At 49.5% G+C, this 18,702-nt stretch carries 21 protein-coding genes; all 21 read left to right on the top strand.

Translation table 11 applies throughout. The features are described 5' to 3' along the window. The first annotated feature begins 144 nt into the window (after window positions 1-144). The 21 genes from murB to AC0LWF_RS11075 all read left to right on the top strand — a co-directional run bounded on the left by murB (window position 145) and on the right by AC0LWF_RS11075 (window position 18,702). On the top strand, window positions 145-1,050 hold the full coding sequence (murB, locus tag AC0LWF_RS11175) for a UDP-N-acetylmuramate dehydrogenase (protein WP_474651604.1): 906 nt from the start codon (window positions 145-147) through the stop codon (window positions 1,048-1,050). 15 nt (window positions 1,051-1,065) lie between these two features. Continuing rightward, the gene (gene murA, locus AC0LWF_RS11170; RefSeq protein WP_474651603.1) at window positions 1,066-2,346 is read left to right on the top strand and encodes a UDP-N-acetylglucosamine 1-carboxyvinyltransferase; all 1,281 of its coding nucleotides are present in this window, start codon (window positions 1,066-1,068) and stop codon (window positions 2,344-2,346) included. A 96-nt stretch (window positions 2,347-2,442) separates the two neighbouring features. Further along, window positions 2,443-3,207 carry a cell division protein FtsQ/DivIB gene (locus AC0LWF_RS11165; protein WP_474651602.1) on the top strand — a complete coding sequence of 255 codons (765 nt, stop codon included), beginning with the start codon at window positions 2,443-2,445 and terminating at the stop codon, window positions 3,205-3,207. Window positions 3,208-3,448: 241 nt separating this feature from the next. Beyond that, a complete protein-coding gene (gene ftsA / locus AC0LWF_RS11160) occupies window positions 3,449-4,693 on the top strand; it encodes a cell division protein FtsA (protein ID WP_090573736.1) in 1,245 nt (414 codons plus the stop codon). A 17-nt stretch (window positions 4,694-4,710) separates the two neighbouring features. Further along, a complete protein-coding gene (ftsZ, locus tag AC0LWF_RS11155) occupies window positions 4,711-5,841 on the top strand; it encodes a cell division protein FtsZ (protein WP_474651601.1) in 1,131 nt (376 codons plus the stop codon). Window positions 5,842-6,120: 279 nt separating this feature from the next. Further along, window positions 6,121-7,125, top strand: a complete 1,005-nt coding sequence (spoIIGA, locus tag AC0LWF_RS11150; RefSeq protein WP_474651600.1) for a sigma-E processing peptidase SpoIIGA — start codon at window positions 6,121-6,123, stop codon at window positions 7,123-7,125. Then, entirely contained in the window at window positions 7,104-7,826 is a 723-nt protein-coding gene (gene sigE, locus AC0LWF_RS11145; RefSeq protein ID WP_090573739.1) for an RNA polymerase sporulation sigma factor SigE, read from the top strand. The genes spoIIGA and sigE overlap by 22 nt, the downstream gene beginning before the upstream one ends. Window positions 7,827-8,181: 355 nt before the next feature. Next, window positions 8,182-9,186: a methionine ABC transporter ATP-binding protein gene (locus AC0LWF_RS11140; RefSeq protein WP_474651761.1), complete on the top strand. Its 1,005-nt coding sequence runs from the start codon at window positions 8,182-8,184 to the stop codon at window positions 9,184-9,186. Further along, entirely contained in the window at window positions 9,183-9,848 is a 666-nt protein-coding gene (locus tag AC0LWF_RS11135; RefSeq protein ID WP_474651599.1) for a methionine ABC transporter permease, read from the top strand. Before AC0LWF_RS11140 ends, AC0LWF_RS11135 begins: the two co-directional genes overlap by 4 nt. Before the next feature lie 42 nt (window positions 9,849-9,890). Further along, the gene (locus AC0LWF_RS11130; protein WP_474651598.1) at window positions 9,891-10,745 is read left to right on the top strand and encodes a MetQ/NlpA family ABC transporter substrate-binding protein; all 855 of its coding nucleotides are present in this window, start codon (window positions 9,891-9,893) and stop codon (window positions 10,743-10,745) included. Between the two features lie 154 nt (window positions 10,746-10,899). After that, window positions 10,900-11,316, top strand: coding sequence for a GntR family transcriptional regulator (locus tag AC0LWF_RS11125; protein ID WP_474651597.1), 417 nt, complete (start codon window positions 10,900-10,902; stop codon window positions 11,314-11,316). Beyond that, window positions 11,313-12,002: an ABC transporter ATP-binding protein gene (locus AC0LWF_RS11120; protein ID WP_474651596.1), complete on the top strand. Its 690-nt coding sequence runs from the start codon at window positions 11,313-11,315 to the stop codon at window positions 12,000-12,002. The genes AC0LWF_RS11125 and AC0LWF_RS11120 overlap by 4 nt, the downstream gene beginning before the upstream one ends. Further along, entirely contained in the window at window positions 11,999-12,841 is an 843-nt protein-coding gene (locus tag AC0LWF_RS11115) for a hypothetical protein (RefSeq protein ID WP_474651595.1), read from the top strand. The genes AC0LWF_RS11120 and AC0LWF_RS11115 overlap by 4 nt, the downstream gene beginning before the upstream one ends. Window positions 12,842-12,855: 14 nt before the next feature. Then, entirely contained in the window at window positions 12,856-14,073 is a 1,218-nt protein-coding gene (locus tag AC0LWF_RS11110) for a hypothetical protein (protein WP_474651594.1), read from the top strand. 153 nt (window positions 14,074-14,226) lie between these two features. Beyond that, the gene (sigG, locus tag AC0LWF_RS11105) at window positions 14,227-15,009 is read left to right on the top strand and encodes an RNA polymerase sporulation sigma factor SigG (protein ID WP_090573745.1); all 783 of its coding nucleotides are present in this window, start codon (window positions 14,227-14,229) and stop codon (window positions 15,007-15,009) included. A 158-nt stretch (window positions 15,010-15,167) separates the two neighbouring features. Beyond that, complete coding sequence (locus tag AC0LWF_RS11100; RefSeq protein WP_474651760.1) at window positions 15,168-15,452, top strand: YlmC/YmxH family sporulation protein; 285 nt, start codon at window positions 15,168-15,170, stop codon at window positions 15,450-15,452. 98 nt (window positions 15,453-15,550) lie between these two features. Then, window positions 15,551-16,429: a peptidoglycan editing factor PgeF gene (pgeF, locus tag AC0LWF_RS11095; RefSeq protein ID WP_474651593.1), complete on the top strand. Its 879-nt coding sequence runs from the start codon at window positions 15,551-15,553 to the stop codon at window positions 16,427-16,429. After that, a complete protein-coding gene (locus AC0LWF_RS11090; RefSeq protein ID WP_474651592.1) occupies window positions 16,426-17,148 on the top strand; it encodes a YggS family pyridoxal phosphate-dependent enzyme in 723 nt (240 codons plus the stop codon). The genes pgeF and AC0LWF_RS11090 overlap by 4 nt, the downstream gene beginning before the upstream one ends. Window positions 17,149-17,199: 51 nt before the next feature. Then, window positions 17,200-17,652, top strand: a complete 453-nt coding sequence (locus AC0LWF_RS11085; protein ID WP_474651591.1) for a cell division protein SepF — start codon at window positions 17,200-17,202, stop codon at window positions 17,650-17,652. Between the two features lie 7 nt (window positions 17,653-17,659). After that, window positions 17,660-17,923, top strand: a complete 264-nt coding sequence (locus AC0LWF_RS11080; RefSeq protein ID WP_474651590.1) for a YggT family protein — start codon at window positions 17,660-17,662, stop codon at window positions 17,921-17,923. Beyond that, the gene (locus AC0LWF_RS11075; RefSeq protein WP_474651589.1) at window positions 17,920-18,702 is read left to right on the top strand and encodes a YlmH family RNA-binding protein; all 783 of its coding nucleotides are present in this window, start codon (window positions 17,920-17,922) and stop codon (window positions 18,700-18,702) included. The genes AC0LWF_RS11080 and AC0LWF_RS11075 overlap by 4 nt, the downstream gene beginning before the upstream one ends.

Genomic DNA, 18,702 nt, shown 5'->3' with positions numbered 1-18,702 from the left:
AATCGTGACCGTCACCTAAGCGGGCTCAGATTCTGAGAAGCAGAGCATTACGCCATGCATGCCAACAGATAAGGGTCGCCCTAGTTGAATGAACGAGTGCCGTATAGAGGACAATCGCGCTATCGCAGAAGGAGGTTTACGCAGATGGAGCAGTTTTTGGCGGAACTAAACCAAATTGACGCCGGAAGTGTCTCTTATAATAAGCCGCTTGCAGATTTTACGACTTGGAAGATCGGCGGACCGGCAGATGTACTTATTATTCCCGAATCAGAAGAGCAGCTGGTAGCTGTCATCCGTTTGCTCCATAAGCACGGAGTGCAGTGGACCAATCTCGGACGTGGCTCCAACTTGCTGATCAGCGACAAAGGAATCCGTGGCGTCGTACTTCAGCTGGGCGAAGGCTTCGACTATGCACGATTTGATGGCACGTTCGTTTATGCAGGCGCCGCTTATTCCCTGATCAAGCTGTCGGTATTATCAGCGAGGGAAGGTCTTACCGGACTTGAATTCGCGGGGGGAATTCCAGCCTCGGTAGGTGGAGCGGTGTATATGAATGCCGGCGCTCATGGGTCGGATGTGTCACGTATCTTCAAATCAGCTGACATTGTGCTGGAAACAGGGGAATTGGTTCGGTTCAATGCCGAGCAGATGAAGTTTTCCTATCGTCATTCCTGTCTTCATGAACAGCCGGGGATCGTCATTGGTGCCGTATTTGAGCTTGGGCAAGGAAACCGTAAAGATATTACGGCCACTACGACTGCTTATAAACAGCGTCGCTTGCTTACTCAACCGCTCACGCTCGCTTGTGCGGGCAGTGTGTTCCGGAATCCGCCGAATGATTTTGCCGCAAGGCTCATTGAAGCTTCTGGATTGAAAGGATTGCGCCAAGGCGCAGCGGAAATCTCGACATTGCACGCCAATTTCATTGTCAACACCGGGCAAGCGAAAGCTGAAGACGTCCTCACCCTCATGTCAATCATTCGAAGCACCGTTCAACAAAATTTTGGAATTGAACTGGTGGCGGAAGTGTACGTAGTGGGTGAGCGGTAACTCGGAGGTGATAAATTGGACAAATTGGTGATTGAAGGCGGGAAACCACTCTCAGGAACCATTGTTATCCAAGGCGCGAAAAATGCCGCTTTGCCGATTTTAGCTGCAAGTATGCTGGTAGAAGGATTCGTTACGATCGAGCATGTGCCCAAACTGCTTGATATTGACGTCATGCTTAACATTTTGCGAGAGCTTGGCTGCCGGGCAGAGCACGTGGACGAAACCGTCCAGCTCGACACGGCAAGCTTGCATTCTTCCCACATTCCTGAAGCACTTATGCGTCAGATGCGGTCATCCATCTTTCTTATGGGACCGCTGCTGGCAAGATTTGGCGAAGTAACGATTTATCAGCCTGGCGGCTGCGCGATCGGAGAGAGGAAGATCGATCTGCACCTAAGCGGGCTGCAAGCATTAGGCGCGCGGATCGTTGAAGAAGACAGCCGCATCACATGTTATGCGAAACGGCTGAAAGGTGCGGAGATTCACCTCGATCTCCCGAGCGTCGGAGCTACGGAGAACATTATGATGGCCGCAGTGCTTGCTGAAGGGCTGACAACGATCAGCAACGCTGCCAGAGAGCCGGAAATTCAAGATTTGCAGAACTTCTTGAACAGCATGGGTGCCAAAATTATAGGGGCGGGCACCGATACGATTACGATTGAAGGGGTAGAGAAGCTGACGCCTTGCCGCTATCAGGTCATTCCGGATCGGATCGTAACCGGGACGATTATGGTTGCAGCCGCTGCAACACGCGGTCAAGTGACGCTGCTCAATACATGTCCTTCGCATTTAACCTCACTCATCCATGTGCTTAGACGCACAGGTGTTCAAATAGCAGTAGACGGTGATATAATCAAAGTAGGCGCAGCGGCACGGCCTAAAGCGGTCGACCGCATCGTGACATCGCCGTATCCTGCCTTTCCAACAGATATGCAATCACAGATTATGGTGCTTCTTGCACTTGCCGATGGGGTAAGTGTGATGAAGGAGACGATTTTTGAAGGACGGTTCAAGCATGTCGATGAGCTCTCTCGGATGGGAGCCGATATTCGTGTGGACCTCAGCTCCGCGTACATCCGCGGCGTCTCCAGACTGTACGGCGCTACCGTAGAAGCGACAGATTTGCGCGCAGGCGCGGCGCTCGTCATTGCAGGGCTTGCTGCACAAGGAAAAACGGTCGTTGAGCAGGTGCATCATATCGATCGCGGCTATGACCGGATTGAATCGATGCTGGGACGGTTAGGTGCCCGAATTACCCGCTATTCACCTGTTGAAAGCAACCCGATCGTGCCTTAACGATCATGCCAACAAGATACAGCATGTGTGTGGACGGCTATTGCCTGTTATTAGGCTAGATGCCGCCCTCACATTTATACAAAGAGGGGACAAGCCATGCAAGAGAAGATGCCCGTGCTGCGGGAGCCAGAGAAGCGGCGCAGAGGCGGCAAGAAGCTGTTAGCGGTGCTCTTTTTACTTTTTATCGTCATTCTGGGCGTGCTTTTCTTTAATTCATCCATCAGCAAGGTTTCAACCGTGACGATTGAAGGCCAGCATTTCCTGTCGGCCGATACGATTCGGAAGACGGCGGGCATCGTGGCAGGCGACGCGTTCTTCGGCACAACTGCAGGCAAGATCGAATCTAGAATTCGTCAGCTGAAGCAGATCGAAGCGGTGAAAGTAACGAAGTCGTTCCCGGGCAGTGTGACGATCAAAGTGAAGGAGTACAAGACTGTTGCCTACACCTTATCGAAGAATGGCGAACTGACCGCAATGTTGGCGAATGGAACGAGCATAGCAGCAGGATCCGACAGTATTGTCGATAAACCGATCTTGTCCGGATGGAAGGATGGTGACCCTGTTCTAGCTGATTTATGCAAAATACTTGCGAATATTCCAGAACAATCCATAACTGATTTCTCCGAGATTAAACCGTCGCCATCGCCGTCATACCCAGACCGAATCAAGATCTACACAAGGACGCGGTTTGAGGTCATCACAGCCGTCTCCTTGCTGCCTGAGAAGATCCCGACACTGAATGCCGTCATCGAGATTCAGCCTCCTGGTCTTGTTACGATGCTGCTTGCAGACAAATACGCTTCTTTCACCCCGGAAGACGCAGAAAATCAAGGCATTCAGGAAAAAGAGACTACTCAATAGCTTGAAAGAATGATAGAATTTCTTTTATGCACCTTTATTTGCCCCTTTTGCATTTTTTCGGTACTCCAATAGCCGGAACATGCCAGGCGCATGGGATGGATACACAATAAATGTTGAAAAAATTGTAGAAAAAAGAGGGATACTGGATACTGCGTTGAATGTACTAGAGATGTAGATCGCAACATGCATTGTTTTGATTATGTGAAGACCCTATTATTTGGTGAAACGGAGGTGCCAGTGGGTGAGCAGCAATGACATCATCGTTAGTTTGGACATCGGTACATCCAAGGTTCGTGCTATTATTGGCGAAGTGAATAACGGAGTCATTAATATTATTGGAGTTGGATCTGCCGACTCGGAAGGAATTCGCAAAGGAGCAATCGTCGACATCGACCAAACGGTACAATCCATTCGTAATGCAGTGGATCACGCCGAACGGATGGTCGGTATTCAAATATCCGATGTTTACGTGGGGATTCAGGGCAATCATATCGGCTTGCAGACGAATCACGGCGTTGTAGCCATTTCGAATGAAGATCGTGAAATCGGCGAAGAAGATATTGAACGCGTGTTGCAGGCGGCTAAAGTAGTTGCGCTGCCTCCAGAGAGAGAAATTATTAATCTGGTGCCTAAGCAATACTTGGTGGACGGACTCGAAGGCATTTCTGATCCTAGAGGCATGATTGGCGTTCGGCTCGAAGTCGAAGCCACAGTAGTAACCGGGGCCAAAACAGCGATACATAATTTAGCCCGGTGTGTAGAGAAAGCTAATTTGCATATTGCCGGAATCATACTTATGTCACTGGCATCCGGTCAGATGGCATTGACCAAAGATGAGAAAATGATGGGTACTGTCCTTGCCGACATAGGCGCTGGCTCAAGTACTATTGCAATTTTTGAGCAAGGCGGTATCGTTGCGACATCAACGCTGCCTGTTGGCGGCGAGTATGTAACAAGCGATATTTCATACGGTCTTCGCACTCAAACCGATCAAGCGGAGAAGATTAAGCAGAAATTTGGCTGCGCCATGATTGATGATGCAGCCGAAGATCAGAAGTTCAAAGTGATGCGCATGGGAAGCAATATGGAGAAGGAATTCTCACAAGTAGACCTTGCGAACATTATCGAACCGCGTATGCAAGAGATCTTCCACTTGATTCGCCAAGAGGTTCGCCGGCTTGGCTACGCTGACAAAGTGAACGGATATGTGCTGACAGGCGGAACGGTTACGATGCCGGGCACGCTCTCGCTGGCCCAGCATGAGCTGGAATCGACAGTACGTATTGCAGTTCCGGATTATATCGGTGTACGCGACCCTGCTTTCACGAGCGGAGTAGGGATGATCCAATATGTTTCGAAGTATATGCGAGGCCGTACCGTCTCCGCCCCCAAGAAGAGCGTAAGCCGGAAGGCGAGTTCACCGAGTTCGCCCTCAAAGCCTGGTCTATTCGAACGACTAAAAACGATGTTTAGTGAATTTATTTGATCGGGGGATATGTAAGGATGTTGGAATTTGATTTCGAGAATGAGTCAATGGCCAAAATCAAAGTCATTGGCGTTGGCGGAGGTGGCAGCAATGCCGTCAACCGAATGATTGAAAATGGTGTCAAGGGCGTAGAATTTATTACTGTAAATACAGATGCGCAAGCGTTGCACCTTGCTAGATCAGAGCAGAAGCTGCAAATCGGCGATAAGCTGACACGCGGTCTTGGCGCTGGCGCAAATCCGGAAGTTGGCAAGAAAGCGGCTGAAGAGTCGCGCGAGACGGTTATGAATACGCTCAAAGGCGCAGACATGGTGTTCGTTACTGCAGGCATGGGCGGCGGTACAGGAACTGGCGCAGCTCCTGTCATTGCCGAGATTGCCCGTGAATGCGGCGCATTGACGGTTGGTGTCGTTACTAGACCGTTCATGTTCGAAGGACGCAAGCGTTCCGTTCAAGCTGAGATTGGTATCGAGGCACTCAAAGAAAAAGTAGATACGCTAATTGTCATTCCGAACGAAAGATTGCTTGAAATCGTCGACAAGAAGACTCCTATGCTTGAAGCGTTCCGCGAAGCGGATAACGTGCTCAAGCAAGCGGTACAAGGTATTTCCGACCTTATCGCTTTCCCGGGCCTAATCAACCTCGACTTTGCTGACGTGAAGACGATCATGACAGAGCGCGGCTCAGCCCTCATGGGTATTGGTCTTGCGACTGGCGAGAATCGTGCTTCGGAAGCTGCACGGAAGGCGATTCAGAGCCCATTGCTCGAAGCGTCTATTGATGGAGCACGCGGTATTATTATGAATATTACCGGCGGCAATAATCTATCGCTTTATGAAGTAAATGAAGCAGCTGAGATCGTAATGTCAGCTGCTGATCCAGACGTGAATATGATCTTCGGCGCATCGATTGACGAGAGCATGAAGGAAGAAATCAAAGTTACGGTTATCGCAACTGGCTTCGAGAACACTTCTTCAGCACCTGTTCGCCGTCCTGGAGCTGGACAGCCTGCTGAAACGAATAACGTCAACAATGAAGCGCCTCGCCAATCGGCACCAAGCACAGGTCCGAAGCCATTTGGCAACACGGTATCGAGCGATCAGCTGGATATCCCAGCGTTCCTGCGCAACCGCCGCAACGATCGTTAATAAGCGATTATAACGACAACAATCGGAGCCTCACATTCGTTCATTTACGAGTGTGAGGCTTTTTTGTGCGCTTGGCTTGGTGATTAAGAATGCTGCATTCCCTGTCTGCCGCCAGTGAACGATGAGCTTGGGTTGGTGCGTCATCGACAAAAAAAGATCGCTCCTGACGGCATGTTTAGACAGACATTGTAATAGGATTTAACTATACTAGACACAAGCCGCATATCCTCGCTATGGAGCGCTTAAGAGCTGGAATGCTATACGAAATGCTGCAGGAAGGTGAATACGCTGGATGCTGTTTATATCGACGTATTATTCATGGTCAACCTGCTCATTGACGGCTCAAATCTGCTGCTGACCGCTTGGGTGCGTAGCATTCGGGCAAAGTGGTGGCGTGTGCTGCTTGCTGCGATAATCGGTTCGTTGTATGCCATTTTGATTGTTTTTCCGCCGCTGTCGTTTCTGTTTACGATTGTCATCAAGATTGCGCTTTCGTTTGCCATGCTGCTCACAGCGTTCGGATTTGGAAGCGTACAGCATTTTGTCCGCAACGTAGGTGCCTTCTACGGCGTTAACTTTGCAGCAGCAGGGGCTGTCCTCGGCGCGCATTACTTGCTGATGAACAGCTCGAATAAGCTGTGGCAAACGGTTGTTTCCGTAAACGGGTCCCCAAGTTTCATGCTCAAATCTTCCATGCTCTTTGTCTTCTGTCTTGTCGGTGTCGGCTATTACATTTACCGTTCTGTGATGACGCAGCGTAAGGAGCGTGATCTGGTCACTACTCATCTTGCGGAGGTGAAAGTAAGAGTTGATGGCGTGGAGCATACCTGCACCGGACTCATCGACACAGGCAATCAGTTGTATGAACCGTTGACGCGAACGCCTGTCATGGTGATGGAGGCCGCGGTGTGGCAGGATGTGTTGCCTGCTTCCTGGATTCGTCAGATTCGGGAAGCACAGGTCGATAAACTGTTAGCGAGCATGACAGATGAGGAGCCTTTCATATGGCGTGATCGGCTGAGGCTGGTGCCTTACCGCGGCGTTAACCGAGGTGCGCAATTCATGCTTGCCATTAAGCCCGATCTTGTAACGATAGACCGGGATGGAGAATTGTTCGAATCCAAGAAAGTGCTCATTGGCCTAGATGCCGGCAAACTGGCTCATGACGGCACGTACCAGGCCATTATCCATCCGTCACTACTTCAAAATCGAAGCGTCACGGTCGAAACCATTCATAGTACTTCGGGAAGGGATGGAGCAGCATGCTCGTCAAATGGAAACTGATCCTTCAGTTATACTATTATCGTGTTTTGTTTTTATTCGGATTAAAGAGCGAGGAAATTTATTATATTGGCGGAAGCGAAGCACTGCCTCCACCGCTCACCCGCGAAGAAGAAGAGTACTTGCTGGAGAAGCTGCCCACTGGAGATTCAGCGATCCGAGCGATGCTCATCGAACGCAATTTGCGGCTAGTCGTTTATATCGCACGGAAGTTTGAGAATACAGGCATTCATATCGAGGATTTGGTATCTATCGGTGCAATCGGCCTTATTAAAGCAGTCAATACGTTTGATCCAGAGAAGAAAATCAAGCTGGCGACTTATGCCTCCCGCTGTATTGAGAACGAGATTCTGATGTACCTGCGTCGCAACAGCAAAACGCGCACTGAAGTGTCGTTTGATGAACCGCTGAACATCGATTGGGACGGCAATGAGCTGCTTCTCTCCGATGTACTCGGGACGGAGAATGATACGATTTATCGCAATATCGAGGAGCAGGTGGATCGCAAACTGCTGCACAAGGCGCTCGATAAGCTGACGGAGCGGGAACGAATCATTATGGAGCTTCGCTTCGGACTTGCGGACGGGGATGAGAAGACCCAGAAGGATGTTGCGGACCTGCTTGGCATCTCGCAGTCGTATATTTCCAGGCTGGAGAAGAGGATTATTAAACGATTGCGCAAAGAGTTCAACAAAATGGTCTAATTCGTGAACAAAAGCCTACTACACCCCGCGAATAGGGGAAAGTGGGCTTCTTTTGCGCGTAATTACATTTGCTTCCAGTGACAGGTTATAGCGATTTTGTTTATAATGCAATTTGTTCACATTATAGAATTTTTAATTTCACCCGTTTTATATTCTATAATGTCTCCGCGAAACGGAAGCCTTTGCCGAAAGGACGGCGACAGCCGTTTTCACTTGTTCACACAGAACGGCTTCGCCTGGACAGAAGGCTGAAGGCGTTTTTGCTTGTTTGCAGACGTTTTATATAAGGTTGAGAATAGCATTTGCAGGGAATTCTACCATTGCTCGCATGAATGGACGGCAGGAGGTAATAAAACTGATTGAGCTTCGAGACATAAGCAAGTCTTACGGTACCGGCTCTACCGCAGTAGAAGCAATAAGTAACGTAAGCATTACGATAGATAAAGGTGAAATCTTCGGCATCATTGGCCACTCCGGCGCGGGCAAAAGCACGCTGCTGCGTTGCGTCAATTTGCTGGAGCGTCCGTCAACAGGCTCGGTTAAGGTCGGTGACGTTGAGCTGACGAAGCTGTCGACTACGCAGCTGCAGCAGGAGCGCCGCAGAATCGGCATGATTTTTCAGCATTTTAATTTGCTTTCGATGGCAACGGTGCGGGATAACATTGCGTTTCCGCTCAAGCTCGCGAAATTATCTAAGGCGGAAATGAACAAGAGAGTGGACGAGCTGCTTGCGCTCGTTGGCTTGGAGCAGCATGGAGACAAGTTTCCGGCGCAGCTCTCAGGCGGTCAGAAGCAGCGGGTCGGCATCGCGCGCGCATTAGCGAACAACCCGGATGTACTGCTCTGTGACGAGGCGACTTCTGCACTTGATCCGCAAACGACGAACTCGATTTTGTCGCTGCTTGTGGACATCAACCAGAAGCTTGGCATTACGATTCTGCTGATCACGCATGAGATGCATGTCATTCGTTCGATCTGTGACCGCGTTGCCGTTATTGATGGTGGCGGAGTGGTCGAGATGGGCGATGTACTGGATGTGTTCTTGAAGCCGCAGCATCCAGTGACGAAGGATTTTGTGAGCCAAATTGCAGATTCCTTCGATCCGAGAGAGCTGATTGCGACGCGCAGCGGACGTTTGATTAAGGTCGACTATGTCGGCGAGATCACGTATGAGCCATTGCTGTTCAATGCCGTAAAAGAGACTTCGGTTCAATTTACGATTCTGCAGGGAACGGTCTCACGGATGAAAAACACGCCATATGGCCAGCTTGTCATTGAGTTTATCGGCAATGATGCAGACATTGAGAAAGTCATAGCAGATCTGCGTAACAAAGGATTGGAAGTAGGTGATCTGTCATGATGCTGAAGACAGGTAATATCATTCCGGAAGAGATATGGAAAGCAACGAAGGATACGCTTGTCATGTTGGGTGTGTCGCTGCTCTTCACGATCATCCTTGGCTTGATTCTCGGCGTTATTCTATTCCTGACTTCCCGTAGGCAGCTGCTTCAGCAGCGACTCGTGTATGGCTTGCTGTCGATTGTGGTGAACATTCTGCGCTCGGTGCCATTCGTCATACTCATGATTATGATTATGCCGGTGACGAAGATGATTACAGGCACGACGCTCGGAGTGAAAGGGACAATCCCTCCGCTCGTCATTGCGGCGGCGCCTTTCTTCGCGCGGCTCGTAGAAACTGCACTTCGCGAAGTGGATCGCGGCGTTATTGAGGCGGCACAGGCTATGGGCGCTTCCAGATGGGATATCGTCCGGCGCGTGCTGCTGCTCGAAGCAAGACCGGGCCTGCTCGCATCCATTACCATTACGGCGGTTACACTTGTGTCCTACACAGCGATGTCCGGCGTTATCGGTGGCGGCGGCTTAGGTGATCTGGCGCTCCGTCACGGTTACCAGCGTTTCCAGACCGATGTCATGGTCGTAACGGTCGTGCTCCTTATCATTTTGGTTCAACTCCTGCAGATGGCAGGCGACTATCTGGTTCGCCGATTTAGCCGGAAGTAAGGGTTCAACATAGAGAGAGACATACTGATGGAGGAATGAGAGATGAAAAAAGCAAGTCTAGCGATGCTGCTTCTCGTCATTGTCGTTGCACTGTCCGCATGCGGCAGCAAAAACAACAATGAGAGCAACACAGCGAACAACCAAAACGCAGGCGTTAACAACGGCGCGAAGCAGGAAGTAACGCTGAAAGTAGGCGCTACGCCGGTTCCGCACGCAGAAATTCTTGATTTCATTAAGCCGGCTTTGAAAGAGAAAGGGATCAACCTTGAAGTAGTTGAGTTTAACGACTACGTACAACCAAACACACAACTGTATGAGAAGCAGCTGGATGCAAACTTCTTCCAGCATCTTCCTTACCTCGATCAATTCAATAAAGATAAAGGCTATGATCTCGTAAGCGTTGCAGGCGTTCATATCGAGCCGTTCGGCGGTTATTCGAAGAAGATCAAGTCGATTGACGAGTTGAAGGAAGGCGCGAAGGTCGTTATCCCGAATGACCCGTCCAATGGCGGCCGTGCACTGGCGCTCATGGAGAAGAACAACCTGATCAAGCTGAAAGACGGCGTTGGTATCTCCGGCACTGTGAACGACATCGTTGACAATCCGAAGAAGCTCGAAATTACTGAAGTAGAAGCAGCTACGCTTCCTCGCGTCCTTGACGAGGTAGATCTGGCGCTGATCAATACGAACTATGCGCTTGAAGCGGGTCTTGTACCGACGAAGGATGCGCTTTTCATCGAGGGCGCAGATTCGCCTTATGTGAACATTCTCGTTGCTCGTCCGGACAACAAAGATTCCGAAGCGATGAAAGCTTTGGCGGAAGCATTGCAATCGCCTGAAGTGAAGACGTTTATCGAAGACAAATACAAAGGCGCGATCGTTCCGGCCTTTAAATAATGAACATGAAGCACTGCTGCCTGAATAAGGCAGCGGTGCTTTTTCTATTTTCGCGGTACCGATGGTTGACACCAAAGTGTATTACGGGTATAGTACACGTATGAAGTGTATGAACTAAGTAGTACACACACTTAACAAGACGGAGTTGGAGCGTATGCAAGCTGGTGAAGGCAGTGCGGAGTTGAAGTTTAACAGCCGCGATCCTGTCTACCTTCAAGTAGTCAGGTATTTCAAAGAAGAGATTGCGACGGGACGGCTCGAGAAGGGACAGATCATACCGTCACGACGTGAAATCGCAGGCAAGCTGAAGATTAACCCAAACACGGCGCAGAAGGCTTACAAAGAAATGGAGGAGCAGGCATTGATTGTTACGGAGGGGAATTCGCCTAGCCGCATAACGACAGATGAGCATGTATTAAGTCTCATTCGGAATGAACTGATTACCGACGCAGTGGATGCGTTCGTGTTATCTATAGCAAAGATCCAGGTACCCGTTGAAGAGCTGCTCGCCATCGTAAAGAACAAAGTGGAGAGCACGTATAATCAAGTCACGAAGGAGGAGCAAGCATGATCGAACTGAAATCGGTCCGCAAGAAATACGGTCGCAAAAAAGTGCTTCAGGACGTATCGTTCACGGCGGATAAAGGAAAGATTACATGCCTCATCGGCATCAACGGCGTGGGCAAATCGACCGTCCTCAAGGCTATCATGGGACTTACGCCAATCGACGGCGGCAGCATTCTCATTGACGGGATGCCAATCGGTAAACATATTTACGAACATATTGCTTATGTGCCTGACAATATAACGATGCCTCCGAACATGACGGTTGGGGCTAGCATGCAATTTATGAAAGATTTCTATGCGAGCTGGAACGAAGAGCGTGCAGAAGAGATGCTGGCATTTTTCAAGCTTAAGCGGACGGATCGCATCGCTGAGCTGTCTAAAGGGAACACAGCAAAGCTGAATCTGCTCCATGGCCTTTCGCTTGATGTAGATTACGTGCTGATGGATGAACCGTTCTCTGGCATCGACATTTTTAGCAGGGAGCAGATTGCAGAGGTATTCACGAGCAAGCTTGTCGAGGATCGAGGCGTCATCATAACAACGCATGAAATCAACGATATTGAGCATTTGATTGATGAAGTCGTGCTAATCGACAACGGGACTGTGACTCGTCAATTCAATTGTGAGGATATGAGGATGGAACATGGCAAGTCGGTTATGGATGTTATGAGAGAGGTGTACCACGGATGAATCGTTACTTGAAGCTGCTCCATATGGAGGTAGCCCGTTTCTGGAAGCTGTATTTATCGCTCTTCGCAGTGACACTGCTTATGCAAGGCTTTGGCATTTATTATGAAAGCAGCAAGTTTATGACTAATGTTCATGACCGCATGGGGCCGACAACGGATACGTATGCGAAATTTGTTGCGGAGCACGGCGTCAATAGCTTCTCGAATCTTCTAAGCAGCGCTAACCTATGGTTTCTTGCTCCGATCGCACTCAGTATCGGCGCGCTTTCGCTGTATGTCTTCTTGATTTGGTACAGGGAATGGACAGGCAAGAACATGTTTATTTACCGGTTGCTGATGCTGCCGACAGATAGACGTAATATGTATTTGGCTAAGCTGAGCGCCATTCTGCTGTTCGTGCTCGGGCTTGTATCGTTCCAACTGCTCATTTTGCCGCTCGAGTACAGCTTGTACAAAGCAATTATCGATCCAGCTTTGAGAGGAGGCACGGAGTCTATGATGACGGTTATTCAAGGTCACTCGCTGCTGCGCATCCTGATCCCGAGCACTTTTACAGAGTTTATTTTATGGTATGGCGGTGGCGCAGTGTTCGTCATGATCTTGTTCACGGCGATTCTGTTGGAGCGCAGCTACCGATTAAAGGGCATTCTTGCCGGGCTGATCTATATCGGCATCGCTATTCTGCTCCTGTGCGCACCAATATTAATTACGAACCGGAGCAACTATGATTATTTGTATCCGGTAGAGCTGTTCATCATTGAGCTCATCATTGCAGTTCTCATCGGTGCCATGTCATTAGCAATCAGCTTCTTCTTAATGAATAAGAAGATTTCGGTATAGGAGGTAAACAACGAATGAAACGCTATTGGTTCTCTATTCTGCTCGTCATCTTCATCTTAGGAAGCGTGGGCACCTACTACGTGACAGCAGCTGCAAGAAGCTTCCCGGAATATAAGCTCTTAACCGTTTCCGGTGACGACAACGAAGCGAAATCGCTTGTGCTTCAAGGTGAATCGAAGGATTACGGTTCACTAGATATCAATGCGAAAGGCAGCAAGTACTTCCAAGAGAAGTCCTTCTTCGACTCGTTCCGAGAGAACGAAATGTTCAAATATAGTCCGGATTTACAGCAAATGCTGAAGGATCACAGAAACTTTTTGCGCGGGAAGAAAACGTACAACGGTTTCTATCAAGACGGGCAAGTACTGGCGTATGCCGATATTAAGGGCGGCAATGACTTGGATAACCGGAATTACCGGATCAGCGCAACGGTATCGGACTTAAAGACCAAAGATAAAACTAGCTTCACTGTCCCGATCCCTGAGCAGGAGAAGTACAACTGGATATCCACCTCCGATGTGCAGGTGACAGGTCAAACGATGACAGTCCTCACGTACAATCTGATCAAAGCGAATGGAAATCAGCAGAATACCCCTGGTCAGGAGATACACGCTTACACGATTGATTTGAGCAAGAAGAGCATCACCGGGGATCGTGTATTTCTCGCTGATAAACGGTTGGATGACGGGAGAATCGTGACTTATAATATTTTGCAGTCCTCACAAATATCGGCGCCATCTGAATGGCTCATGTACCAGCAGACGACGCAGAAGTTTGCGAAGGACAAAGACGGCAATGAATTTGTGGAAAGCTCGGAGCAAGCGATTTTCATCTACAATCTTGTATCAGGCAAGACGGACGCTGTACCGGCATTCACTTCTCAAAGCAACTCGGAGTCGACTAGCTCGCAAAATCCACAGGTATACGTCTCGGGAGATTCGATTATCGAACTCGCAAGTGGTGGAGCGGGTACGAAAGCGAAGATATACAGCATTTCGGCCAAAGCGGAGCGCTCCTTCGAAATCCCCTATTTACCAACTTCGAATGTCGTTGTCTATGGCGACCGTCTTTATATGGCAACACCGGATGGCGATATAACAAAAGTCATTATTGCTGACTTGAAGCAAGGCAAGGTTGTATTCGTCGGTGCGGTTGATATCAATGAGCAAGGCGACAAGCATACAGAGCTGTTGAAGAAGCTCCAGATTACTTGGTTGTATCTTGATAAATGACAGATGCAGTAAAGCCTCGGCAATCCGCCGGGGCTTGTTTTTTGAATCCATTTATGCATAGCTCGGTTCGTGTTTCTTCTTGTCGAATCGGGAATAAATTGGGGTCTCAAGGAGATACTGAACATTAATGTTTCTCCTTGGGAGGTAATCACGTTGACCCGAAACAAAGTCGAGATTTGTGGAGTGGATACCGCGAAACTGCCCGTCCTCACGAATGCGGAAATGCGCGAGCTATTTACCGCATTGCAAACACAGAATGAGTGGGCAGCAAGAGAGAAATTAGTCAATGGCAACTTGAGACTCGTGCTTAGTGTGATTCAACGGTTTAACAACCGTGGGGAATTCGTCGACGATCTATTCCAAGTCGGCTGCATCGGCCTCATGAAAGCAATCGACAATTTCGATCTCAGTCAGAATGTTAAGTTTTCGACCTATGCTGTTCCGATGATTATCGGTGAAATCCGCCGTTACTTAAGGGATAACAATCCGATTCGCGTATCGCGCAGCTTGCGGGATATTGCGTATAAGGCGTTACAGGTACGCGACAGCTTAACGAACAAAAACTCAAGGGAGCCGACGATTTTTGAAATTTCCGAAGCGCTGAACGTTCCAAAAGAGGATGTTGTCTTTGCGCTCGATGCCATTCAAGACCCGGTATCATTGTTCGAGCCGATTTATCATGATGGGGGAGATCCCATCTATGTGATGGACCAAATTAGCGACGATAAAAACAAGGATGTATCGTGGATCGAAGAAATTGCTCTGCGCGAAGCGATGCATAAACTGAATGAACGTGAAAAAATGATACTGTCTATGCGTTTCTTCGAAGGGAAAACTCAAATGGAAGTGGCCGACGAGATCGGCATTTCGCAAGCGCAAGTGTCCCGGCTGGAGAAGTCAGCCATACAGCAAATGCAGAAGCATGTTAAAACTTAATAGACCTTAACGTGAAACGGCGCACTGCGCCGTTTTTTTGCGTGCTTCGAAGGCTTAATTACTGCCTAGCAGGACATTTTGCCCATTAGGCACATATAGTAATAACAGTAGCGATTGCTGGAGGAACAGCCCTATTGGAAGCGTGGTGAACGGTGAATATGAAAATTTCCGATTTTCAAACGAAAGACGTCATTAATATTGTGGACGGCCGTAAGCTTGGGCAGGTTAGCGATTTGGAGCTGGATTTGCGGCAAGGCCGAATTGATTCGATCGTCGTGCCGAATTATTCCCGTTTCTTCGGTTTGTTCGGCGGCGGTACCGATGTCATCATTCCGTGGCGGAATATTGTAAAGATCGGAACGGATGTCGTACTTGTGCGTATTGATGATGCGAAGGTGTACCGTGCGGAAGAGGACGACGTGCAGGTGCGTGAAAGCCGCTAAACTCGATATGAGGAACTGAGGCAGCAGCCTTCCTGATGGGCCAGAGCGCTCGCAAGGGAGGCTGCTTGCATGGTAAACTGGAATTTGAGGTGAAATCGATGAGTAGGGAACCATTTGTACGATCAAGTGATGCAGGGATTGAACATACAGCGAAGACGCCTTCGCTTTTTTTATTGTCTGACTGGACGAACGGGTTCGAAGGATTAACGGCAGGCTTCACAGGAAGAGATGGCGGCGTAAGCGCAGCACCATGGCAATCGCTAAATTGCGGGCTGCATGTTGGGGATGAGGATGCTCATGTCATTCGTAACCGTGAGCTCATCGCGGAAGCGCTCGGATACTCGTTCGAAGCGTGGACATGCGCGGAGCAGGTCCATGGCAGCCATGTTCATGTCGTGCGTGCGGAAGACCGCGGCAAAGGCAAGGACAGCCGTGCAGCTGCGCTGCAAGATACGGATGCGCTTATTACGAATGAGAAGAATATGCTCTTAACTTCGTTTTACGCGGATTGTGTGCCGCTCTATTTCTATGATCCGGTACAGGAAGTCGTTGCTCTGGCGCATGCTGGCTGGAAAGGCACCGTGCTTGAGATCGCCCGCGAGACGGTCGAAGCGATGGTGGCGAATTTCGGTTGTGAGCCTGCAACGATACGCGGTGCGATCGGCCCGTCGATTGGCATCTGCTGCTATGAGGTTAATGATGTTGTACTCGATCGCGTGAAACCGATCATTCAGGAGCTGCAGCTGGATGAATCCATGCTGGTACATCCGACCACAACAGGCAAGGCTAGGATAAACTTGAAAGAATTGAACCGACAGATTATGATAAAAGCAGGAATTTTGCCGAGCCATATCGAATGTTCAGAGTGGTGTACCGGCTGCTCGACGGATGTCTTCTACTCGCATCGAATGGAAGGCGGCGCGACCGGAAGAATGGCTAGCTGGATCGGTATGAGAGAAGGAGATTTTGAAGCGTGACCTTACTGCAAAGAATTGATGATGTAGAGCAGCGGGTCGCTGAGGCATGTGCCAGAAGCGGCAGAGCGCGCTCGGAGATTGAGCTTATCGCTGTTACCAAGTATGTAGGCGTACAGCAGACGCAGCAAGTGCTGGGAGCGGGCATCGTTCATTTGGGCGAGAACCGCTGGCAGGATGCTTCGGAGAAGTGGAATGCAATTACAGGGACGAATTGGGACGATAGCTCGGACAATTCGCCGGCTGGACAAGCTGTATGGCATTTTATCGGATCGCTTCAAACGAATAAAGTAAAAGATGTCGTCGGGAAATTCACATACATACACTCTTTGGACCGGCTTTCGTTAGCGCAGGCGATTGAACGCCGCGCGGAGCAGCTGGGCATTGTCGTACCTTGCTTTATTCAGGTGAACGTTTCCGGGGAAGATAGCAAGCACGGCCTGCAACCGGAGGATCTCGGGAATTTTGCCAAGGAGCTGGCTGCATTCTCGCACATCGAGCCTGTCGGTTTGATGACGATGGCGCCGCTGGACAGCGATGGCGAGCAGTCGCGTCCCGTGTTTCGGGGCTTACGGCAGCTTAGAGATGAATTGAATCAAAGCGCCGTGCTGAGCAAGCCGATAACAGGCTTGTCGATGGGCATGTCTAGTGATTTCGAGGTTGCTGTCGAGGAAGGCGCTACATGGTTAAGACTTGGAACGGTGCTTGTCGGGAAGAGCTAGCTGCACCCGCAGTGATGAAGGCGCAGCACTAACCTAATAGAAAGAGGGCGATTGGAAATGATGAACAAGTTCATGAATTTTCTCGGCTTGCAAGACGAAGAAGAAGTCGTAGAACGTGAGCGAATCGATAACCAAGAAGAGCAAGAAGTTGAAACTTCTCCTTTCGAGGCACGTAAACAAACTGCAAAGGGTAATAATATCGTCAGCATTCATTCGCAGAAGAATGTCCGCGTCATACTGAATGAGCCGCGTTCCTACGAGGAAGCGCAAGAAATTGCCGACCACCTGCGCTCACATCGCTCAGTCGTCGTCAATTTGCAGCGTGTTCGCTCCGATCAGGCGGTACGTATCGTTGATTTTCTAAGTGGAACGATCTATGCGCTGAACGGCGGCATTTCTAAGGTAGGTGCGAATATTTTTCTTTGCACACCGGACACGGTGGAGATTCAAGGCGCGATATCCGAAATGCTGGTCGATGAGCAAGACTACAAAAAAATGAGGTGACCGTAAGTTGAGCATTGCAAGCCTAATATTGACGCTATCCCAAATTTACACGTATATGATTATTGCATACGTCCTGCTATCGTGGTTGCCTAGCTTGCGCGATAGCTTCATCGGCGAACTGCTGAGTAAGCTTGTTGAGCCGTATCTAGCGCCATTCCGCAGATTTATTCCGTCCATTGGCGGAGTAATCGATATCTCGCCGATCGTCGCGTTGTTCGCACTTCGTTTCGTCGCGCTTGGTTTGATCTCGGTTATCGATATGATCGTATGAAGAACGAGATCTATGTTCACTTTCATCCAGATGAGCGGGCTTTCGTCGACCGAGCAGAGGAATGGGTGGAGCGGGCAGCGAATTTGCATGAGATGAAGAAGACTGATTTTCTTGATCCGAGACAAGCAGAGATCGTAACGATGCTTGTGAACCGGAATCAGGGAGTACAGCTCAAGCTGTTCGGAGGATACGAAGGCGCTGAACGAAGACGAGCTATTATCGCGCCGGACTATCGCTATCTCGACGATGAGCCGGAAGGTATCGCTTTGATCGAAGTATCCGGCGATACAAAGGGCCATCTGGAGCTCGATCACGGCGACTATTTGGGCTCCTTGCTGGGACTCGGCATTAAGCGTGACCGAGTCGGTGATCTGCACATCCACGAAGACAAGTGTCATTGCCTCGTTATGGAGGAGATCGCCGATTATATCAATATTCATCTGCGTCAAGTCCACCGCGTTCATGTCCTGACGGAAATTTTGCCGCTTGCGAAGCTGCAGCCGGCTGTGTCTGCCATGGAAGAGATGAACCTGTCGGTGGCTTCTTTGCGTCTGGACGGTATCGCAAGCGACGTGCACCGGATTAGTCGAACGAAGATCGTTGATCCGATTCGCGCTGGCAGATGCCGAGTGAATTGGCGAGTGGAGGAGGATCCGTCCACGCCGCTTGCGGAAGGCGATGTCGTCTCGATGCAAGGGCTCGGGCGTTTCAAAGTGCTTGTTGTTGAAGGAATAACTAAAAAAGGCAGAGTAAGAGTCAAAATCGGCAAATATATCTAA

This window comes from Paenibacillus sp. sgz302114 (assembly GCF_056120345.1).
Note: the sequence above shows the minus strand (reverse complement) of the source record. Positions and strands in the feature narration are given on the sequence as shown.

Coding starts and splice junctions, on each gene's coding strand:
- murB (WP_474651604.1), top strand. CDS start 145: ATGGAGCAGTTTTTGGCGGAACTAAACCAAATTGACGCCGGAAGTGTC.
- AC0LWF_RS11165 (WP_474651602.1), top strand. CDS start 2,443: ATGCAAGAGAAGATGCCCGTGCTGCGGGAGCCAGAGAAGCGGCGCAGA.
- ftsZ (WP_474651601.1), top strand. CDS start 4,711: ATGTTGGAATTTGATTTCGAGAATGAGTCAATGGCCAAAATCAAAGTC.
- sigE (WP_090573739.1), top strand. CDS start 7,104: ATGCTCGTCAAATGGAAACTGATCCTTCAGTTATACTATTATCGTGTT.
- AC0LWF_RS11135 (WP_474651599.1), top strand. CDS start 9,183: ATGATGCTGAAGACAGGTAATATCATTCCGGAAGAGATATGGAAAGCA.
- AC0LWF_RS11130 (WP_474651598.1), top strand. CDS start 9,891: ATGAAAAAAGCAAGTCTAGCGATGCTGCTTCTCGTCATTGTCGTTGCA.
- AC0LWF_RS11125 (WP_474651597.1), top strand. CDS start 10,900: ATGCAAGCTGGTGAAGGCAGTGCGGAGTTGAAGTTTAACAGCCGCGAT.
- AC0LWF_RS11120 (WP_474651596.1), top strand. CDS start 11,313: ATGATCGAACTGAAATCGGTCCGCAAGAAATACGGTCGCAAAAAAGTG.
- AC0LWF_RS11115 (WP_474651595.1), top strand. CDS start 11,999: ATGAATCGTTACTTGAAGCTGCTCCATATGGAGGTAGCCCGTTTCTGG.
- AC0LWF_RS11110 (WP_474651594.1), top strand. CDS start 12,856: ATGAAACGCTATTGGTTCTCTATTCTGCTCGTCATCTTCATCTTAGGA.
- AC0LWF_RS11100 (WP_474651760.1), top strand. CDS start 15,168: ATGAAAATTTCCGATTTTCAAACGAAAGACGTCATTAATATTGTGGAC.
- pgeF (WP_474651593.1), top strand. CDS start 15,551: ATGAGTAGGGAACCATTTGTACGATCAAGTGATGCAGGGATTGAACAT.
- AC0LWF_RS11075 (WP_474651589.1), top strand. CDS start 17,920: ATGAAGAACGAGATCTATGTTCACTTTCATCCAGATGAGCGGGCTTTC.